Raw genomic sequence first — 13,379 nt, forward strand, 5'->3', positions numbered from 1 at the left:
GTTCAGCCTTTCTTGACCGGCGGGGTGCCGTGAGTATGGAAGGATTCGATGGTTTTCAGCCCCCAGGCCTGCCCCTTCATGCGGTCGGCCTGGGTCCATTTCACCGGCTGCCAGTCCGGCGCCAGGATCAGCCGCGCCCCGGCATTGGCCAGTTCGACCCGGTTGCCCGCCGGTTCCCAGACATAAAGGAAGAACGTCCCCTGCACCGCGTGCTTGTGCGGGCCGGTCTCGATATGGACGCCGTTCTGAAGGAAGATATCGGCGGCGCGCAGGATGTCCTCGCGCTGATCGGTGGCATAGGTGACGTGATGCAGCCGCCCCATGCCGCCGCCATGTTCCTCGGTGCAGGCAAGGTCATAGGTCTTGTTGTTCACCGTGAACCAGCAGCCGCCAAGCCTGCCATTGTCGAGCTGGATATATTCCGTCACCCGGCTGCCGAGACAGGTTTCCATGAAACGCCGGAACTCGGTCACGTCGTCCGACAACAGGTTCAGGTGGTCGATCCGCCGGGGTGCCGCGCCGGTGAAGGCGCTGGCGGTGTTCTTCAGCGCCGCACGCTCGGTCTCCTCCTGCGGCTCGAACCAGACGGTGTCGTAATAGATCTCGAAGACATGGCCGAACGGATCCTCGAAACGGAAGGCGCGGCCATGGCTCTGGTCGCCCTCGATCCAGCCATGGGTCTTGTAGCCCGAGGCCTCGATGGCGGCGACCCGGCGTTCCAGCGCCTCGGGCGAGGCGGCGCGATAGGCGATATGCCCGACCCCGGTGGTGCCGGCCCGGGTCAGTTTCAGCGTGCAATGTTCGTAATCGTCCCAGGCCCGCAGATAGGCACTGTCCGCGTCGAGCCCCGACAGCTTCAGCCCATAGACGCGGGTGAAGAAATCAAGGCTCTCGTCGAACCTGTCGGTCAGCATCTCGACATGGCCGAGATGGGCGAGGTCGAAACCGGGATTGGTGGGCGCGGACATGGCATTTCCTTCACTGGGATGAGAACCGGCCCTTCGCGCATTGCCGGTCGAAAGGCCGCGCCGGATCGACCGGCGCGGCAGGACGGATCAAAGCTCGTCGACGGTGCGCGGGAAGATCGACTGGAAGCCCTCGGCATATTTCGCCTTGCGACCGCCGCCCTGCCCGCCGGAATTGCGCATGAAGTGATTGGCGCGGTTCTCGGCGACGCGGGTGTAATATTCCCACAGATGTTCCTGCCCTTCCATGCATTCGATGGCGGCACGTTTCTTGTCCCAGACCGGAGTGATGTCGAGGAAGGTATCGGGCTTCCAGCCCATCTGCTCGGTCTGGTGCGGCTCGAACAGGTAAAGCTGCGGCGCGCCCAGCACCTTCTCGCCCGGGTTATGGCCCCAGGCCTGGGCGATCATCCGGCATTCCAGCGCCACCTGGGTCGCATACATGTGGTCGGTGTTATAGGGATCGTATTGGCTGTGGCTCAGCATGAAGCTGGGCTGGACCTTGCGGATCACCTCGACCAGCCGGAACTTGTCCTCCTGCGTCAGGTGCAGGGGATAATCGCCAAGGTCGAACTCGATCAGGTCATGCACGCCAAGCGCCTTGGCCGCCTTCTCGGATTCGGCGCGGCGGGCGGCCTTGACCCGGTCCATGGTCATGCCGTCCAGCTTCCACAGCTTTGCGCTTTCGCCGCGCTCGCCGAAAGACAGGCAGACGACGGTGACATCATAGCCCTTCTCGGCATGAAGCGCGATGGCCCCGCCGCAGCGCCAGACGAAATCGGCGGCATGGGCTGAAATCGCGAGGGCGGTTTTCTTGGTCATGGTTTTCCTCCGTAGGGCCGGCAAGACGGGCTGATGGCAGGATTGCACCCGCGGGTCCCTCTGCGCAAATTTGAAGCACGGCAAGTTTCATAATTTTTTGCTAGTCAAATTCCTGAAAGATATTCCAAGCCCAAATAATGAAGGTGTTCCTATAGCAAAATTTTATCCCCAATTGACCGCTTTCTATTTTTCAAGCCGCACCGTCGCCCTTAAGCTGCATGTACGCTGAATCTTTTGCGGCCCGCGCCCGACGCGGGCCCGATCAGCCAGGAGGATAAGCAGTGTTGATTTCCGATGGCGTGGCATTTGCCCGCGCACCCGATGGGAGGACCAGTTCATGCAGGCCGTAACCGATGCACGCCGGACCCGGCTTCTCGACCGGGTCACGCTCTGGCTGGCCTGGCTGGCCGGGCTGGCGCTGATCTTCATGGTCGTCATCATCTCGACCGGCGTGATGTTGCGCTATGTCTTCGGCACGCCGCTTCTGGGGCTGAACGAGATCAACCAGCTGACCGCCGTGGTGCTGGTCATGGCGGCGCTGCCCTATTGCACGCTGCATAACGGTCATGTCGGTGTCGATGTCTTCGACAATGCCATCGGCGCGGTGGGCCGTCTGCTTGGCGACGTGGTCTCTCGGCTGCTCTCGGGTTTCGTGCTGTCGGTGCTGGTCTGGCGGGCGGCGCTGAAGGCGCTGGATGCCTGGGAATACGAGGATGCGACCAATATGCTCGACCTGCCGGTCTGGCCCTTCTATGCCGTGCTGGGCATCGGCGCGGCGCTTTGCGTGCTGATCTTCGCCGTGCAGCTGATCGACATCCTCAAGCGCGGAGGCCGGGCATGAGCGGCACGACAGTCGGCCTTCTGGGCATCGCCCTTCTGTTCATCCTGATGGTCTTCCGCACCCCGGTCGCCTTCGCCATGCTGCTGGCGGGCTTCTTCGGCATGTGGGCGCTGGAAGGGTTCCGCACCGCCGGCGCCCTGATCCTGACCGAAAGCTATGGCGCCGTCGCCAGCGAGACGCTGATCGTGGTGCCGATGTTCGTGCTGCTGGGCAATATCGCCTCGGCGGCGGGCTTCTCGCGCGGGCTCTATGACGCCGCCTATGCCTGGGTCGGGCATTTCCGGGGCGGGCTGGCCTCGGCCTCGGTGCTGGGTTGCGCGGCGTTTTCCGCTGTCTCCGGCTCCTCCGTCGCCACCGCCGTCACCATCGGCAAGGTCGCCCTGCCCGAGATGAAGCGGCTGGGTTATGCCGACAGCCTCGCCACCGGCTCGGTCGCGGCGGGCGGCACATTGGGGTTCCTGATCCCGCCCTCGACCGGCTTCGTGATCTACGCCATCCTGACCGAGCAATCCATCGGCCGGCTGTTCATGGCCGGCATCCTGCCCGGTGCGCTGCTGATGATCCTGTTCATCGCCACCGTCTGGCTGATGGCCCTGCGCAATCCCACCGAGGCCCCCGCCGGCCCGAATGTCCCGATGGGCGAACGCTTCCGCATTCTCGGCCATGCCGCGCCGCTTCTGGGCGTCATGGTGCTGACCATCGGCGGCATCTATGTCGGCGCCTTCACCCCGGTCGAGGCCTCGGGCATCGGTGCCGGTCTGGTCATCCTGATCGCGCTTCTGACCCGCAAGCTGAACTGGCAGGGTTTCTACGAGGCACTGCTGGACACGCTGAAAACCTCGGCCATGCTCTATATGATCGTGATCGGCGCCAATGTGCTGAACCCGTTCTTCGCCGTGACCCAGATCCCGGCCACGCTTGGCGAGGGGCTGCAATCGCTGGGGCTCGGGCCTTACGGGACGCTTCTGGTCATCATCCTCGCCTATGTGGCGATGGGGATGTTCATGGACGGGCTGTCGATGCTGGTGATCTCGATCCCGGTGGTCTTCCCGGTGATCGTCGCCATGGGCTTCGACCCGATCTGGTTCGGCGTCGTCGCGGTGATCGTGATCGAGATGGGGATGATCACCCCGCCGGTGGGGCTGAACGTCTTCGTCGTGCGCGGCGTGGCCGGCGACGTGCCGCTGACCACGGTCTTCCGCGGCGTGGCGCCCTTCCTGCTGGCGATGATCGTCGGACTGATTCTCATCATCCTGATCCCGCAGATCGCGCTGCTGATCCCGAATTCGATGTTCGGATAGGCCAAGACGGGCCGGATCTTGTGGTCCGGCCCGCAACCTTCCACCAGATGCGGAAAGACGGCGGCCAAGGGGTCGCCGAATTTGACTCGGGCATGGCAAAGGGGATAGAACAAAAGAAGAACTTTCAGCCATCTGAACATGTATGACCCTCGCCGATATCCCCGCGAATGCTGTCTCTGTCCCGCCCCATCCGGCCCGCAGCGCCGAGGTTTTCGCGGCAGCGGACGGGGCATTCGCGGGCTTCCTGTCGGCGCATCTGACCGGGCCGGTCCTGTGGCTTCAGGACCGGCAGAGCGCGCGGCTGACCGGGCGCCCCTGGCTGAGATCGGGCGCGGCGCTACTGATGCGACCGGCCCATCCCCGCGACGTTCTGGCCGCCGCCGAAGAAGGGCTGACCTGCCCCGCGCTTGCGGCGGTGGTGGCGGAAATCCACGGCAATCCCACGGCACTCAGCTTCACCGCCACGCGCCGCCTCGCCCTGCGGGCCGAGGCGCATGGCGTCACCCTCTGGCTGATCCGCCATGCTGCGCGGGCCGAACCGAGCGCGCTGCGCGACCGCTGGCGGATCGGCGCCCTGCCCTCGGCGCTGAACCCGGAGGATCCGGCCGCCCCGGGCGCGGCGCTCTGGCGTGTGGAACTGCTGCGCTCGCGCGACAAGCGGCCCGGCATCTGGGTGGTCGGCCATGACCCCGCCACGCCGGATCGCCTGCATTTCGCTGCCGAGTTTCGCGATGGAACGCCATCTGCGCCGGACGACACACAGCCAGCCGCAGACCGGGGCCGCGCCGCCGGCTGACCCCCCTGTCGCGCTCTGGATCGAGGGCGGGCACGGACCGGTCATCCATGCCGCGAATGCCGCTGCCCAAACCGCCGGCATCGCCCCCGGCGCGCGGCTGACCGATATGCGCGCGCTCTGCCCGGCCCTGCACGCTGCCCCCGCCGATCCCCAAGGCGATGCGGCGGCACTGGCGCAACTGGCGCTCTGGTCGCGGCGCTTCTGCCCCTGGACCGCCATGGATGCCAGCGGCCCCGGCCCTGCCGGGCTGGTCATGGACATCACCGGCAGCGCCCATCTGTGGGGGGGAGAGGTCGGGATGATGGCGGCGATGGTGGCCGAATTCGGCAGGCTCGGCCATCTGGCGCAGGCCGCCTTCGCCCCGACATGGGGCGCGGCCTGGGCGCTGGCACGGCTGGACCCCGGACGCATCGCGACCAAGACCGAGGCCGCGCATCCGCTGCCGGCCTCAGCCCTGCGGCTTTCAGGCGATACGGTCCTGCTGCTGCGCCGGCTCGGGCTGAAGACGGTGGGCGATCTGGCCGCCATGCCGCGCATCACCCTGGCTCGGCGCTTCAATCGCCACGATGCCGCCGATAACCCACTGATCCGGCTGGACCAGTTGAGCGGCCGCCTGGCCGAGCCGATCAACCCGCCCCATCCCCCGGCCCGCTTCCGGATCGAGGCGCGGCTGCCCGAGCCGGTACAGGACCCGACCCATCACCTGCCCGATCTCTCAGCCGCGCTTTGCCGCGCGCTTGCGGCGGCGGCGCAGGGCGCGCGGCGGCTGCGGCTGTCAGTCTGGCGCACCGATGGCGAGATGCGCTGGATCGAGGCCGGCGCCGCCACCCCCACCCGCGACCCCGACCATATCGCCTTCCTGTTCCGCGAGCGGCTGGAGAAGATCGACCCCGGTTTCGGCTTCGACCTGATCGAACTGGCCGCGCCGGAGACCGAAACCTTCGCCCCCAGCCAGCGCGACCTGACCGGCCGCCGCGATGACAGCCGCGACCTGCCGCGCCTGATCGACCGGCTGGCCGCGCGTTTCGGGCCGGACCGGTTGCTGCGGCCTGTCGTGCTGAACAGCCATATCCCCGAACGCAGCCGGGGAGAGGTCGCGGCCACCGCCCCGGCCCCGAACGCGCAGGACCAGCCCGAAGACCGCCCCCTGCGCATCTTCGATCCCGCCGAGGAGGTTCGTGTCCTCTATGCCGTTCCCAAAGGCCCGCCGGCGCAATTCCAGTGGCGCGGCCACCCGACCCGCATTGCCCGCTGGCAGGGGCCGGAACGGATCGCGCCGGAATGGTGGCTCGACCGGCCCGGCACGAGGCTGCGCGATTACTACAAGGTCGAGGATGAGACCGGTCAGCGTCTGTGGCTCTATCGCGAGGGGCTGGCCGGCGACGGGCGCGGCGGGCCGCCCCGCTGGTTCGTGCAGGGGGTCTTCGCCTGATGCCCGACCATGACCGCCCGCGCCGCGCACCCCTGACCGGGGATTTCGCCCCCAACCCCCGCGCCGCTTTCATTGAGCTTGGCGTGACCACGCCGTTTTCCTTCCTGCGCGGCGCCAGCCCGGCCGAGGATCTGGTCGCGACCGCCCATGCGCTCGGCTATGACGCGATCGGGGTGGCCGACCTGAACAGCCTCGCCGGCGTGGTGCGGCTGCATGTGGCGGCGCTGAAGGCGCGGATGCGGCCAGTGATCGGGGCGCGGATCGTGCTGGCCGATGGCACCGCGTTTCTGGCCTATCCGAAGGACCGGGCGGCTTACGGGCGGCTCTCGACGCTGATCGCCAAGGGGCGGCGGCACGATCTGGACGGCAACTGGCAGGCCAAGGGGCAATGCGACCTGAGCCTGGACGATCTGGCGGGTCACGCCGAGGGGCTGCAACTGATCTGGACCCCGCCCGAGCATTGCGACAAGGCGGAACTGGCCGCCCTGCCCGCTCTGGCCGCGCGGCTGCCGGGGCTGGGCCATGTCGCGGCCTCTTATCTTTATCGCGGCGATGACGTGGCCCGGATCAACCGGCTGGAACGGGCGGCGCGGGCTTCGGGGCTGGCGCTTCTCGCCACCAATGACGTGCATTACCACGCGCCCGAATGCCGCCCCCTGCAGGACGTGATGACCTGTATCCGCGAGGGCGTGACCATCGACCGCGCCGGTCGCCTGCTGAACTCCAATGCCGAACGGCACCTGAAATCGCCGGCGGAAATGGCGCGGCTTTTCGCCCGCTGGCCCGATGCGCTGGCACAATCGCGCCGCATCGCCGATGCCTGCGATTTCCGGCTGACGGATCTCGCCTATGAATATCCGCGCGAAACCGTGCCCGCAGGCCAGACGCCCGAGGATCATCTGGCCACCCTGACCTGGCAGGGCGCCGCCGAACGCTATCCCTCTGGCATCCCCGACAAGGTCCGCGCCCAGTTGCGGCACGAATTGACCCTGATCGCGAAGAAACGCATCGCCCAGTATTTCCTGACCGTGCATGAAATCGTCCGCTTCGCCCGCAGCCAGGACATCCTCTGCCAGGGGCGCGGTTCCGCCGCGAACAGCGCGGTCTGCTATGTCTTGGGCATCACCCCGGTCGATCCGGCCACCAGCGAGTTGCTGTTCGAGCGTTTCATCAGCGAATCCCGCGACGAGCCGCCCGATATCGACGTCGATTTCGAACATGAACGCCGCGAGGAGGTGATCCAGCATATCTATGCCAAATACGGTCGCGACCGGGCCGGGCTTTGCGCGACGGTGATCCATTACCGCCCGCGCAGCGCCATCCGCGAAGTCGGCCGCGCCATGGGCCTGTCCGAGGACGTGACCGGGGCACTGGCGAATACCGTCTGGGGCAGTTGGGGCGAAGATCTGGAACATGCGGATCAGGCCGGGCTGCCCCTGTGCGACAGGCGCATGGCGATGACCATCCGCCTGGCCGAGCAGATGATCGGCATGCCGCGCCACCTGTCCCAGCATGTCGGCGGCTTCATCCTGACCGAGGGACCGCTGACCGAAACCGTCCCCATCGGCAATGGCGCCATGCCCGAACGCAGCTTCATCGAATGGGACAAGGACGATATCGACGCTTTGGGGATCCTCAAGGTCGATGTGCTGGCGCTTGGGATGTTGACCTGCATCCGCAAATGTTTCGACATGATCTCAGCGCATTACGGAAAGGATTTCACGCTCGCCAACCTGCCTCCCGAAGACCCCGAGGTTTACGCCATGCTGTCGAAGGGCGACAGCGTCGGCGTCTTTCAGGTCGAAAGCCGGGCACAGATGAACATGCTGCCGCGCCTGCGCCCGCAATGTTTCTATGATCTGGTGATCGAGGTCGCCATCGTCCGCCCCGGCCCGATCCAGGGCGACATGGTCCATCCCTATCTGCGCCGCCGCAATGGCAAGGAGGCCGAGGAATACCCCTCGCCCGCCGCGCCCCATGACCCGGATGAATTGCGTGGGATCCTCGGTCGCACCAAGGGCGTGCCGATCTTCCAGGAACAGGCAATGAAGATCGCCATGGTCGCGGCCGAGTTCTCGGATGCCGAGGCGAACGAGCTGCGCCGTGCCATGGCCACCTTCCGCTCGCGCGGGACCATCGGCGAGTTGCAGGACAAGATGGTCGGGCGCATGGTCGGGCGCGGCTATGACCCCGATTTCGCCCGGCGCTGCTTCGACCAGATCAAGGGTTTTGGCGATTACGGCTTTCCCGAAAGTCATGCGGCGGCCTTCGCGCATCTGGTCTATGTCTCGTCCTGGCTGAAGCTGCGCTATCCGGCCGCCTTCGCAGCCGCGCTTCTGAACAGTCAGCCGATGGGGTTTTATGCCCCGGCCCAGATCGTGCGCGATGCGCGCGAACATGGTGTCACCGTGCTGCCGGCGGATGTGAATTACTCGGATTGGGACAACCTGCTGGAGCCCTGCGACAGCGGTTTCGCGCTGCGGCTGGGTCTGCGCCAGATCGACGGCACCCGGGCCGAGGAGGTCGCACGGCTGATTGCGTCCCGCGACGTGCCCTATGCTTCCCCCGAAGACCTGCAACGCCGCGCCCGCCTGGGTGCCGCCGCGATCCGACGCCTGGCGGAAGGCGACGCTTTCGGTTCGACCGGGCGCGACCGGCGGGCGGCGATGTGGGACGCCCGGGCGCTGAAGGACGCGCCGGCGCTGCCGCTTTTCGCGCAGGACGAGGGCGAGGAACCCGCAGCCCCCCTGCCCGCCATGCCGGTCTGCGAGCAGGTCGTCGCCGATTACCAGACCCTGCGGCTGTCGCTGAAGGCCCATCCGATGCGCTTCCTGCGCGCCAGCCTGCGCGCGCAGGGCTATGTCACCACCGGCGATCTGGCCGGGCTGCGCAATGGCGCGCCGGTCCGGCTGGCCGGGCTGGTGCTGATCCGGCAGCGCCCCGGCTCGGCCAAGGGGGTCTGCTTCATCACGCTGGAGGATGAGGCCGGCAGCGCCAATCTGGTGCTCTGGCCGACGGTGTTCGAGGCGTTCCGCAAACCCGCCATGACCGCCCGCGTTCTGGCCGTTTCCGGTCAGGTCCAGCGGGCCGAAGGGGTGACGCATGTCGTTGTCGGCAAACTGACCGACCGCAGCGACGTGCTGGCCCGGCTGGCAGGCATGACCGGCCCGGCACCGAAACCGGGCACGCAGGGGCGTCACCACCCGCGCAATCTGCGGGTGCTGCCGAATTCACGGGATTTCCACTGATCGCGCTTCGTCAGTTCACCTGAATGCGGATCGGCAGATCGAAGGAGGCCGCCCTGCCATTCGGCGGTGCCGGCATGTTCGGCATCCCCGAGGCAAGACCCGCAAGCGTCGAATCGACCCGGGCATCGCCGGTCGCCCCGACCAACCGGGCCGAGGTCGCGCCGCTGGCCGCGATCGAGACCCGCACCGTCACCGTCATCTGCCCCCGGTGCCCGCTGCCGCGTATCCGGCGGCTGGACATCTGGCGCACGATCCGCGACCGGACCTGCGATTGCCAGCCTGCCTGCTGGCGCGCCGTAGCCGCCGGGTTGCCCTGCCGCTGGCCCTCGCCGCCCCCGGCCTTGCGCTGCACCTGGCCCGGCTGCTGCACCTGCCGGCTTTGCCGCGCCGGTTCGGCCTGCCGTTGCGGTTCCTGCTGTTGCGGTTCCTGCCGGGTCTGCTGGCGTTGCGGTTCAGGCGTGCGGCGTGGCGGGCGGGCCATGGGCCGCTCGGAGGCGGACAGAAGCAGCGCGGACTCCGGCAGAAGTGCTGCGAAATCGGTGATCGGGGGCAGTTCCGTCAGCGGCGGCGGCTGGAAATCCGGGGCGGAAACGGGGTCCGGGATCAGATCCGCAAAATCCTCGACCGGCGGCAGTTCCTGAAAATCGGGCGGGGTGAAATCCGGCACAGGCTCAGCCTCGCCCGCCACGGCCTCCGGGCTTTCGGCGGCAGCCGGGGCCTCCTCCGGGGCGGGTGCCGGCGCCAGATCTATCGCAATGGCGTCGGGAAGACCGGCGATCTCGCCCCGCTCAGCCGCCTGGACCAGCCAGAAGCCGGCCCCGACATGCGCGGCCAGCACAAGCGCGCCGCCAAGCCCCCAGCGGGCGAATTCGCCGCCCCAACCTGTCATGGGCCGGCATTCCCCGCCGGCCCGCTTTCCAGCCCGACAAGCGCGATCCGGTTATAGGAAATGTCGCGCAGAAGGTTCATCACCTCCATCACCTCGCCATAGCTGACCGATTTGTCGGCGCGCAGGAAGACCCGCGTCTCGCGGTCGCCCTCGGTCGCGGCATCGAGCGCTGCGGGCAAGCCATCCACGGTCACCGCCTCCTGTCCCAGCGTCAGGCTCAGGTCGGGCGCGATGGTCAGCCAGACCGGCTGATCGGGCCGTTCCGAGGCGACCCCGCGCGAGGGCGGCAGATCGACATTGATATCCACCGTCGCCAGCGGTGCGGCGACCATGAAGATGATCAGCAGCACCAGCATCACGTCGATGAAGGGGGTGACATTGATCTCGTGGTTTTCCTCAAGCGTATCGCCTTCCTGAAAGCGGCCAGCCATGTCAGCCCCCCTGCCGGCTGCGGAAATCGAGGTCGCGGCTGACCAGTCGCTCGATCCCGGCGGCGGCCTCGTTCAGGCGCATCCGGTAGCCGGCGATCTCGCGGGCGAAATAGTTGTAGATGACCACCGCCGGAATCGCCGCGACCAGACCCAGGGCCGTGGCCAGCAGCGCCTCGGCAATGCCCGGCGCCACGACGGCAAGGTTGGTGGTCTGCGCTTCGGAAATGCCGATGAAGCTGTTCATGATCCCCCAGACGGTGCCGAACAGCCCGACAAAGGGCGCGGTCGAGCCGATGGTGGCGAGCACGCCGGTGCCGATCCCGGCCCGACGCCCGGCAAAGGCAACGATGCTGGACAGATAGGAACCGATACGCTCCTTCAGCCCCGCCGCGCCCGCCGCATCCAGTGCCGGGGCGGAGCGGTTCATCTCACTCTCGACCGCGCGCAGCATCTGCGCGGCCGGAGAGTTGCGCCCATGCGTGGCCGCCACCGCTTCGGGCAGGTCGGCGGCGCGGGCGATGATGCCGGCAACCTCGCGCGCGTTGCGATTGGCGCCCCGGATCTCGACCAGTTTTACCACCAGCACCGTCCAGGTCACGACCGAGGCGAAGGCAAGGCCGATCATCACCGCCTTCACCACGATATCGGCCGCCATGAACATCCCCCAGGGGGACAGGTCATGCGGCAGGACAGCGCCCGCGAAGGCGATCACCTCGCCGACGGTTTGCGCCCCTGCCGGGGTCGCGGCGGAAAGGGCAAGGGCGGCAATCGGAAGAAAGCTGCGGAAGGGGCGCTGAAACATGGGTCGGCTCGGCAGTTGAAAAGCGGATATCCGGCGGGGCCGGTGCGCAGCGGATATTTCAAATCCGAGTATTATTGTCAACATACGCCCTTCCTTCCCGGCCCAGCCCTTGCTGCCGGCATCCATTACACGCGTTCTTTACCAAGGATCATCTGGCATATGCGCATGAATCCGCCGATTTATCCGCTGTCAAACCAACCTGCGTGAATTTCCGCCAATTCGATGCCGCACCCTTCCGTGTTTCTTGCCGTTGTCATCGCGATGACATAATGGGCGATTGAAGCCTCTGTTTGGATATTACCAGAGTGAAACGCCGTTTTTTCCTTGGATCTATCTCTGCCGCGATGACGCTCGGTCACGCAGCGAAGCCCTTCGCGCAAGAGGCCGCACCGCCCGATGCAGCACCCGCCGCCCCTTTCGGATTCGAAAGCGTCGCCGCGATTGCGGCGGGGGTTTCCGCGCGCGCCTGGGAAAACCCCTCGCGGCCACTGACCGGGCCTTACGCGGATATCAACTACGACGCCTATCGCGGCATCCGCTTCCGCCGCGACGCCGATCCGTGGAAGGATATCGGCGGATTCGGGCTGGACCTGCTGTCGCCGGGGATGATCTTCCACGAGCCGGTGCGGATCAATTTCGTCACCGGCGGCGTGCCGCGCGCGATGCCCTTCGATCCTTCGGTCTTCGATTTCGATCCGGCCTTCTTCCCCGAGGATGCCAGCCAGGCCAGCCCCGATGAAATGGGCTGGTCGGGCTTTCGCATCCGCCACGCGCTGAACCGGCCCGACGTGCTGGACGAGCTGGCGGTGTTTCAGGGCGCCTCCTATTTCCGCATCCTCGGCCGGGGCAGCCATTACGGGCTTTCGGCGCGCGGGCTGGCCATCGGCACCGGCAGCGCCGAGGGCGAGGAGTTTCCGGTCTTCAACGAGTTCTGGATCCACGATCCGAACCCGGAAACCGGCACCATCACCATTCAGGCGCTGCTCGACAGCCGCTCGGTCGCGGGGGCCTATGAATTCGTCATCGCACCCGGCGCGGCCACGGTGCTGACCACGCGCGTGGCCCTGTTCCCGCGCAAGGACATGAGCAATGTGGGCATCGCACCCCTGACCTCGATGTTCTGGTTCGGGCCGGCCGATGGCGCCGGTCAGGACGATTATCGCCCCGCCGTTCACGACAGCGACGGGTTGCAGATGTGGACCGGCAGCGGCCAGCAGTTGTGGCGCGTCCTCAGCAACCCGGCGAAGCTGCAGATCTCGGCCTTCGTCGATCAGGACCCGCGCGGCTTCGGGCTGATCCAGCGCCCGCGCGCCTTCGCCGATTACGAGGATGCCGAGGCCCGCTATGAGAAACGCCCCTCGGCCTGGATCGAGCCGACCGGCGATTGGGGACGCGGCAATGTCACCCTGATCGAGATCCCGGTCGACAGCGAGTTTCATGACAATATCGTCAGCTACTGGCAGCCGGCTGAACCGCTGAAGGCCGGCAACCGCACCGATTTCGGCTATCGGCTGGGCTTCGGCAACGAGGTCGTGGCCCCGACCACGCTGGCGCAGGTCGTCTCGACCCGTTCGGGCCTGTCGATCAACCGCAAGAATGTCCGCAGCTTCTTCGTCGATTTCGAACTGGCCCCCTTCGAGGGCCGCGACGATCCCGAGATCGAGCTGAGCGCGGCGCGCGGCACGCTGGAACATCCCTATATCCTGCGCCTGCCCGCCGAAAACATCCTGCGCCTGTCCTTCGAATATGTCCCCGACGGCTCGGGCGCCTCGGATCTGAGCGCGGTGCTGCGCGGCCCGGAGGGAAATCTGACGGAAACCTGGCTGTACCGCTGGTCCGGGGGCTGAGCCTT

Annotated in this window: 11 protein-coding genes; 6 read left to right on the forward strand and 5 right to left on the reverse strand. The window is 66.9% G+C overall.

Annotation, left to right across the window (positions count from 1 at the left end; translation table 11 throughout):
* Nucleotides 1-2: 2 nt before the first annotated feature.
* Both Q0330_RS13560 and Q0330_RS13565 read right to left on the reverse strand, forming a co-directional pair.
* Nucleotides 3-968 (reverse strand): VOC family protein, encoded by a 966-nt coding sequence (locus tag Q0330_RS13560; RefSeq protein ID WP_299480313.1) that lies wholly within the window; start codon nt 966-968, stop codon nt 3-5.
* A gap of 87 nt (nt 969-1,055) precedes the next feature.
* On the reverse strand, nt 1,056-1,787 hold the full coding sequence (locus Q0330_RS13565; protein WP_299480316.1) for a PIG-L deacetylase family protein: 732 nt from the start codon (nt 1,785-1,787) through the stop codon (nt 1,056-1,058).
* Between the two features lie 337 nt (nt 1,788-2,124).
* Between Q0330_RS13565 and Q0330_RS13570 the strand changes: the two genes are divergently transcribed.
* The 5 genes from Q0330_RS13570 to Q0330_RS13590 all read left to right on the forward strand — a co-directional run bounded on the left by Q0330_RS13570 (nt 2,125) and on the right by Q0330_RS13590 (nt 9,405).
* Nucleotides 2,125-2,628, forward strand: a complete 504-nt coding sequence (locus Q0330_RS13570) for a TRAP transporter small permease (RefSeq protein WP_299480319.1) — start codon at nt 2,125-2,127, stop codon at nt 2,626-2,628.
* On the forward strand, nt 2,625-3,929 hold the full coding sequence (locus tag Q0330_RS13575) for a TRAP transporter large permease (RefSeq protein ID WP_299480322.1): 1,305 nt from the start codon (nt 2,625-2,627) through the stop codon (nt 3,927-3,929). Before Q0330_RS13570 ends, Q0330_RS13575 begins: the two co-directional genes overlap by 4 nt.
* A gap of 142 nt (nt 3,930-4,071) precedes the next feature.
* Nucleotides 4,072-4,725 (forward strand): hypothetical protein, encoded by a 654-nt coding sequence (locus tag Q0330_RS13580; protein ID WP_299480325.1) that lies wholly within the window; start codon nt 4,072-4,074, stop codon nt 4,723-4,725.
* The gene (locus Q0330_RS13585; protein ID WP_299480328.1) at nt 4,661-6,157 is read left to right on the forward strand and encodes a DNA polymerase Y family protein; all 1,497 of its coding nucleotides are present in this window, start codon (nt 4,661-4,663) and stop codon (nt 6,155-6,157) included. Before Q0330_RS13580 ends, Q0330_RS13585 begins: the two co-directional genes overlap by 65 nt.
* A complete protein-coding gene (locus Q0330_RS13590; RefSeq protein ID WP_299480331.1) occupies nt 6,157-9,405 on the forward strand; it encodes an error-prone DNA polymerase in 3,249 nt (1,082 codons plus the stop codon). Before Q0330_RS13585 ends, Q0330_RS13590 begins: the two co-directional genes overlap by 1 nt.
* 10 nt (nt 9,406-9,415) lie before the next feature.
* Here the strand turns inward: Q0330_RS13590 and Q0330_RS13595 are convergent, their stop codons facing one another.
* From Q0330_RS13595 to exbB, 3 genes are read right to left on the reverse strand one after another with little or no spacing between them, the layout of a single operon-like run.
* Nucleotides 9,416-10,294, reverse strand: coding sequence for a TonB C-terminal domain-containing protein (locus Q0330_RS13595; protein ID WP_299480335.1), 879 nt, complete (start codon nt 10,292-10,294; stop codon nt 9,416-9,418).
* Nucleotides 10,291-10,725 carry a TonB system transport protein ExbD gene (gene exbD / locus Q0330_RS13600; RefSeq protein WP_299480338.1) on the reverse strand — a complete coding sequence of 145 codons (435 nt, stop codon included), beginning with the start codon at nt 10,723-10,725 and terminating at the stop codon, nt 10,291-10,293. The genes Q0330_RS13595 and exbD overlap by 4 nt, the downstream gene beginning before the upstream one ends.
* 1 nt (nt 10,726) lies before the next feature.
* The gene (gene exbB / locus Q0330_RS13605) at nt 10,727-11,527 is read right to left on the reverse strand and encodes a tonB-system energizer ExbB (RefSeq protein ID WP_299480341.1); all 801 of its coding nucleotides are present in this window, start codon (nt 11,525-11,527) and stop codon (nt 10,727-10,729) included.
* 305 nt (nt 11,528-11,832) lie between these two features.
* On the opposite strand from exbB, the gene Q0330_RS13610 reads away from it, so the two are divergent.
* Nucleotides 11,833-13,374 (forward strand): glucan biosynthesis protein G, encoded by a 1,542-nt coding sequence (locus tag Q0330_RS13610; protein ID WP_299480344.1) that lies wholly within the window; start codon nt 11,833-11,835, stop codon nt 13,372-13,374.
* Nucleotides 13,375-13,379 lie beyond the last annotated feature (5 nt).

Origin of the sequence: uncultured Paracoccus sp. (assembly GCF_937873615.1) — a bacterium.
GTDB lineage: Bacteria > Pseudomonadota > Alphaproteobacteria > Rhodobacterales > Rhodobacteraceae > Paracoccus.

Coding starts and splice junctions, on each gene's coding strand:
- Q0330_RS13570 (WP_299480319.1), top strand. CDS start 2,125: ATGCAGGCCGTAACCGATGCACGCCGGACCCGGCTTCTCGACCGGGTC.
- Q0330_RS13590 (WP_299480331.1), top strand. CDS start 6,157: ATGCCCGACCATGACCGCCCGCGCCGCGCACCCCTGACCGGGGATTTC.
- Q0330_RS13595 (WP_299480335.1), bottom strand. CDS start 10,294: ATGACAGGTTGGGGCGGCGAATTCGCCCGCTGGGGGCTTGGCGGCGCG.
- Q0330_RS13575 (WP_299480322.1), top strand. CDS start 2,625: ATGAGCGGCACGACAGTCGGCCTTCTGGGCATCGCCCTTCTGTTCATC.
- Q0330_RS13560 (WP_299480313.1), bottom strand. CDS start 968: ATGTCCGCGCCCACCAATCCCGGTTTCGACCTCGCCCATCTCGGCCAT.
- Q0330_RS13565 (WP_299480316.1), bottom strand. CDS start 1,787: ATGACCAAGAAAACCGCCCTCGCGATTTCAGCCCATGCCGCCGATTTC.
- Q0330_RS13580 (WP_299480325.1), top strand. CDS start 4,072: ATGACCCTCGCCGATATCCCCGCGAATGCTGTCTCTGTCCCGCCCCAT.
- Q0330_RS13585 (WP_299480328.1), top strand. CDS start 4,661: ATGGAACGCCATCTGCGCCGGACGACACACAGCCAGCCGCAGACCGGG.
- exbD (WP_299480338.1), bottom strand. CDS start 10,725: ATGGCTGGCCGCTTTCAGGAAGGCGATACGCTTGAGGAAAACCACGAG.
- exbB (WP_299480341.1), bottom strand. CDS start 11,527: ATGTTTCAGCGCCCCTTCCGCAGCTTTCTTCCGATTGCCGCCCTTGCC.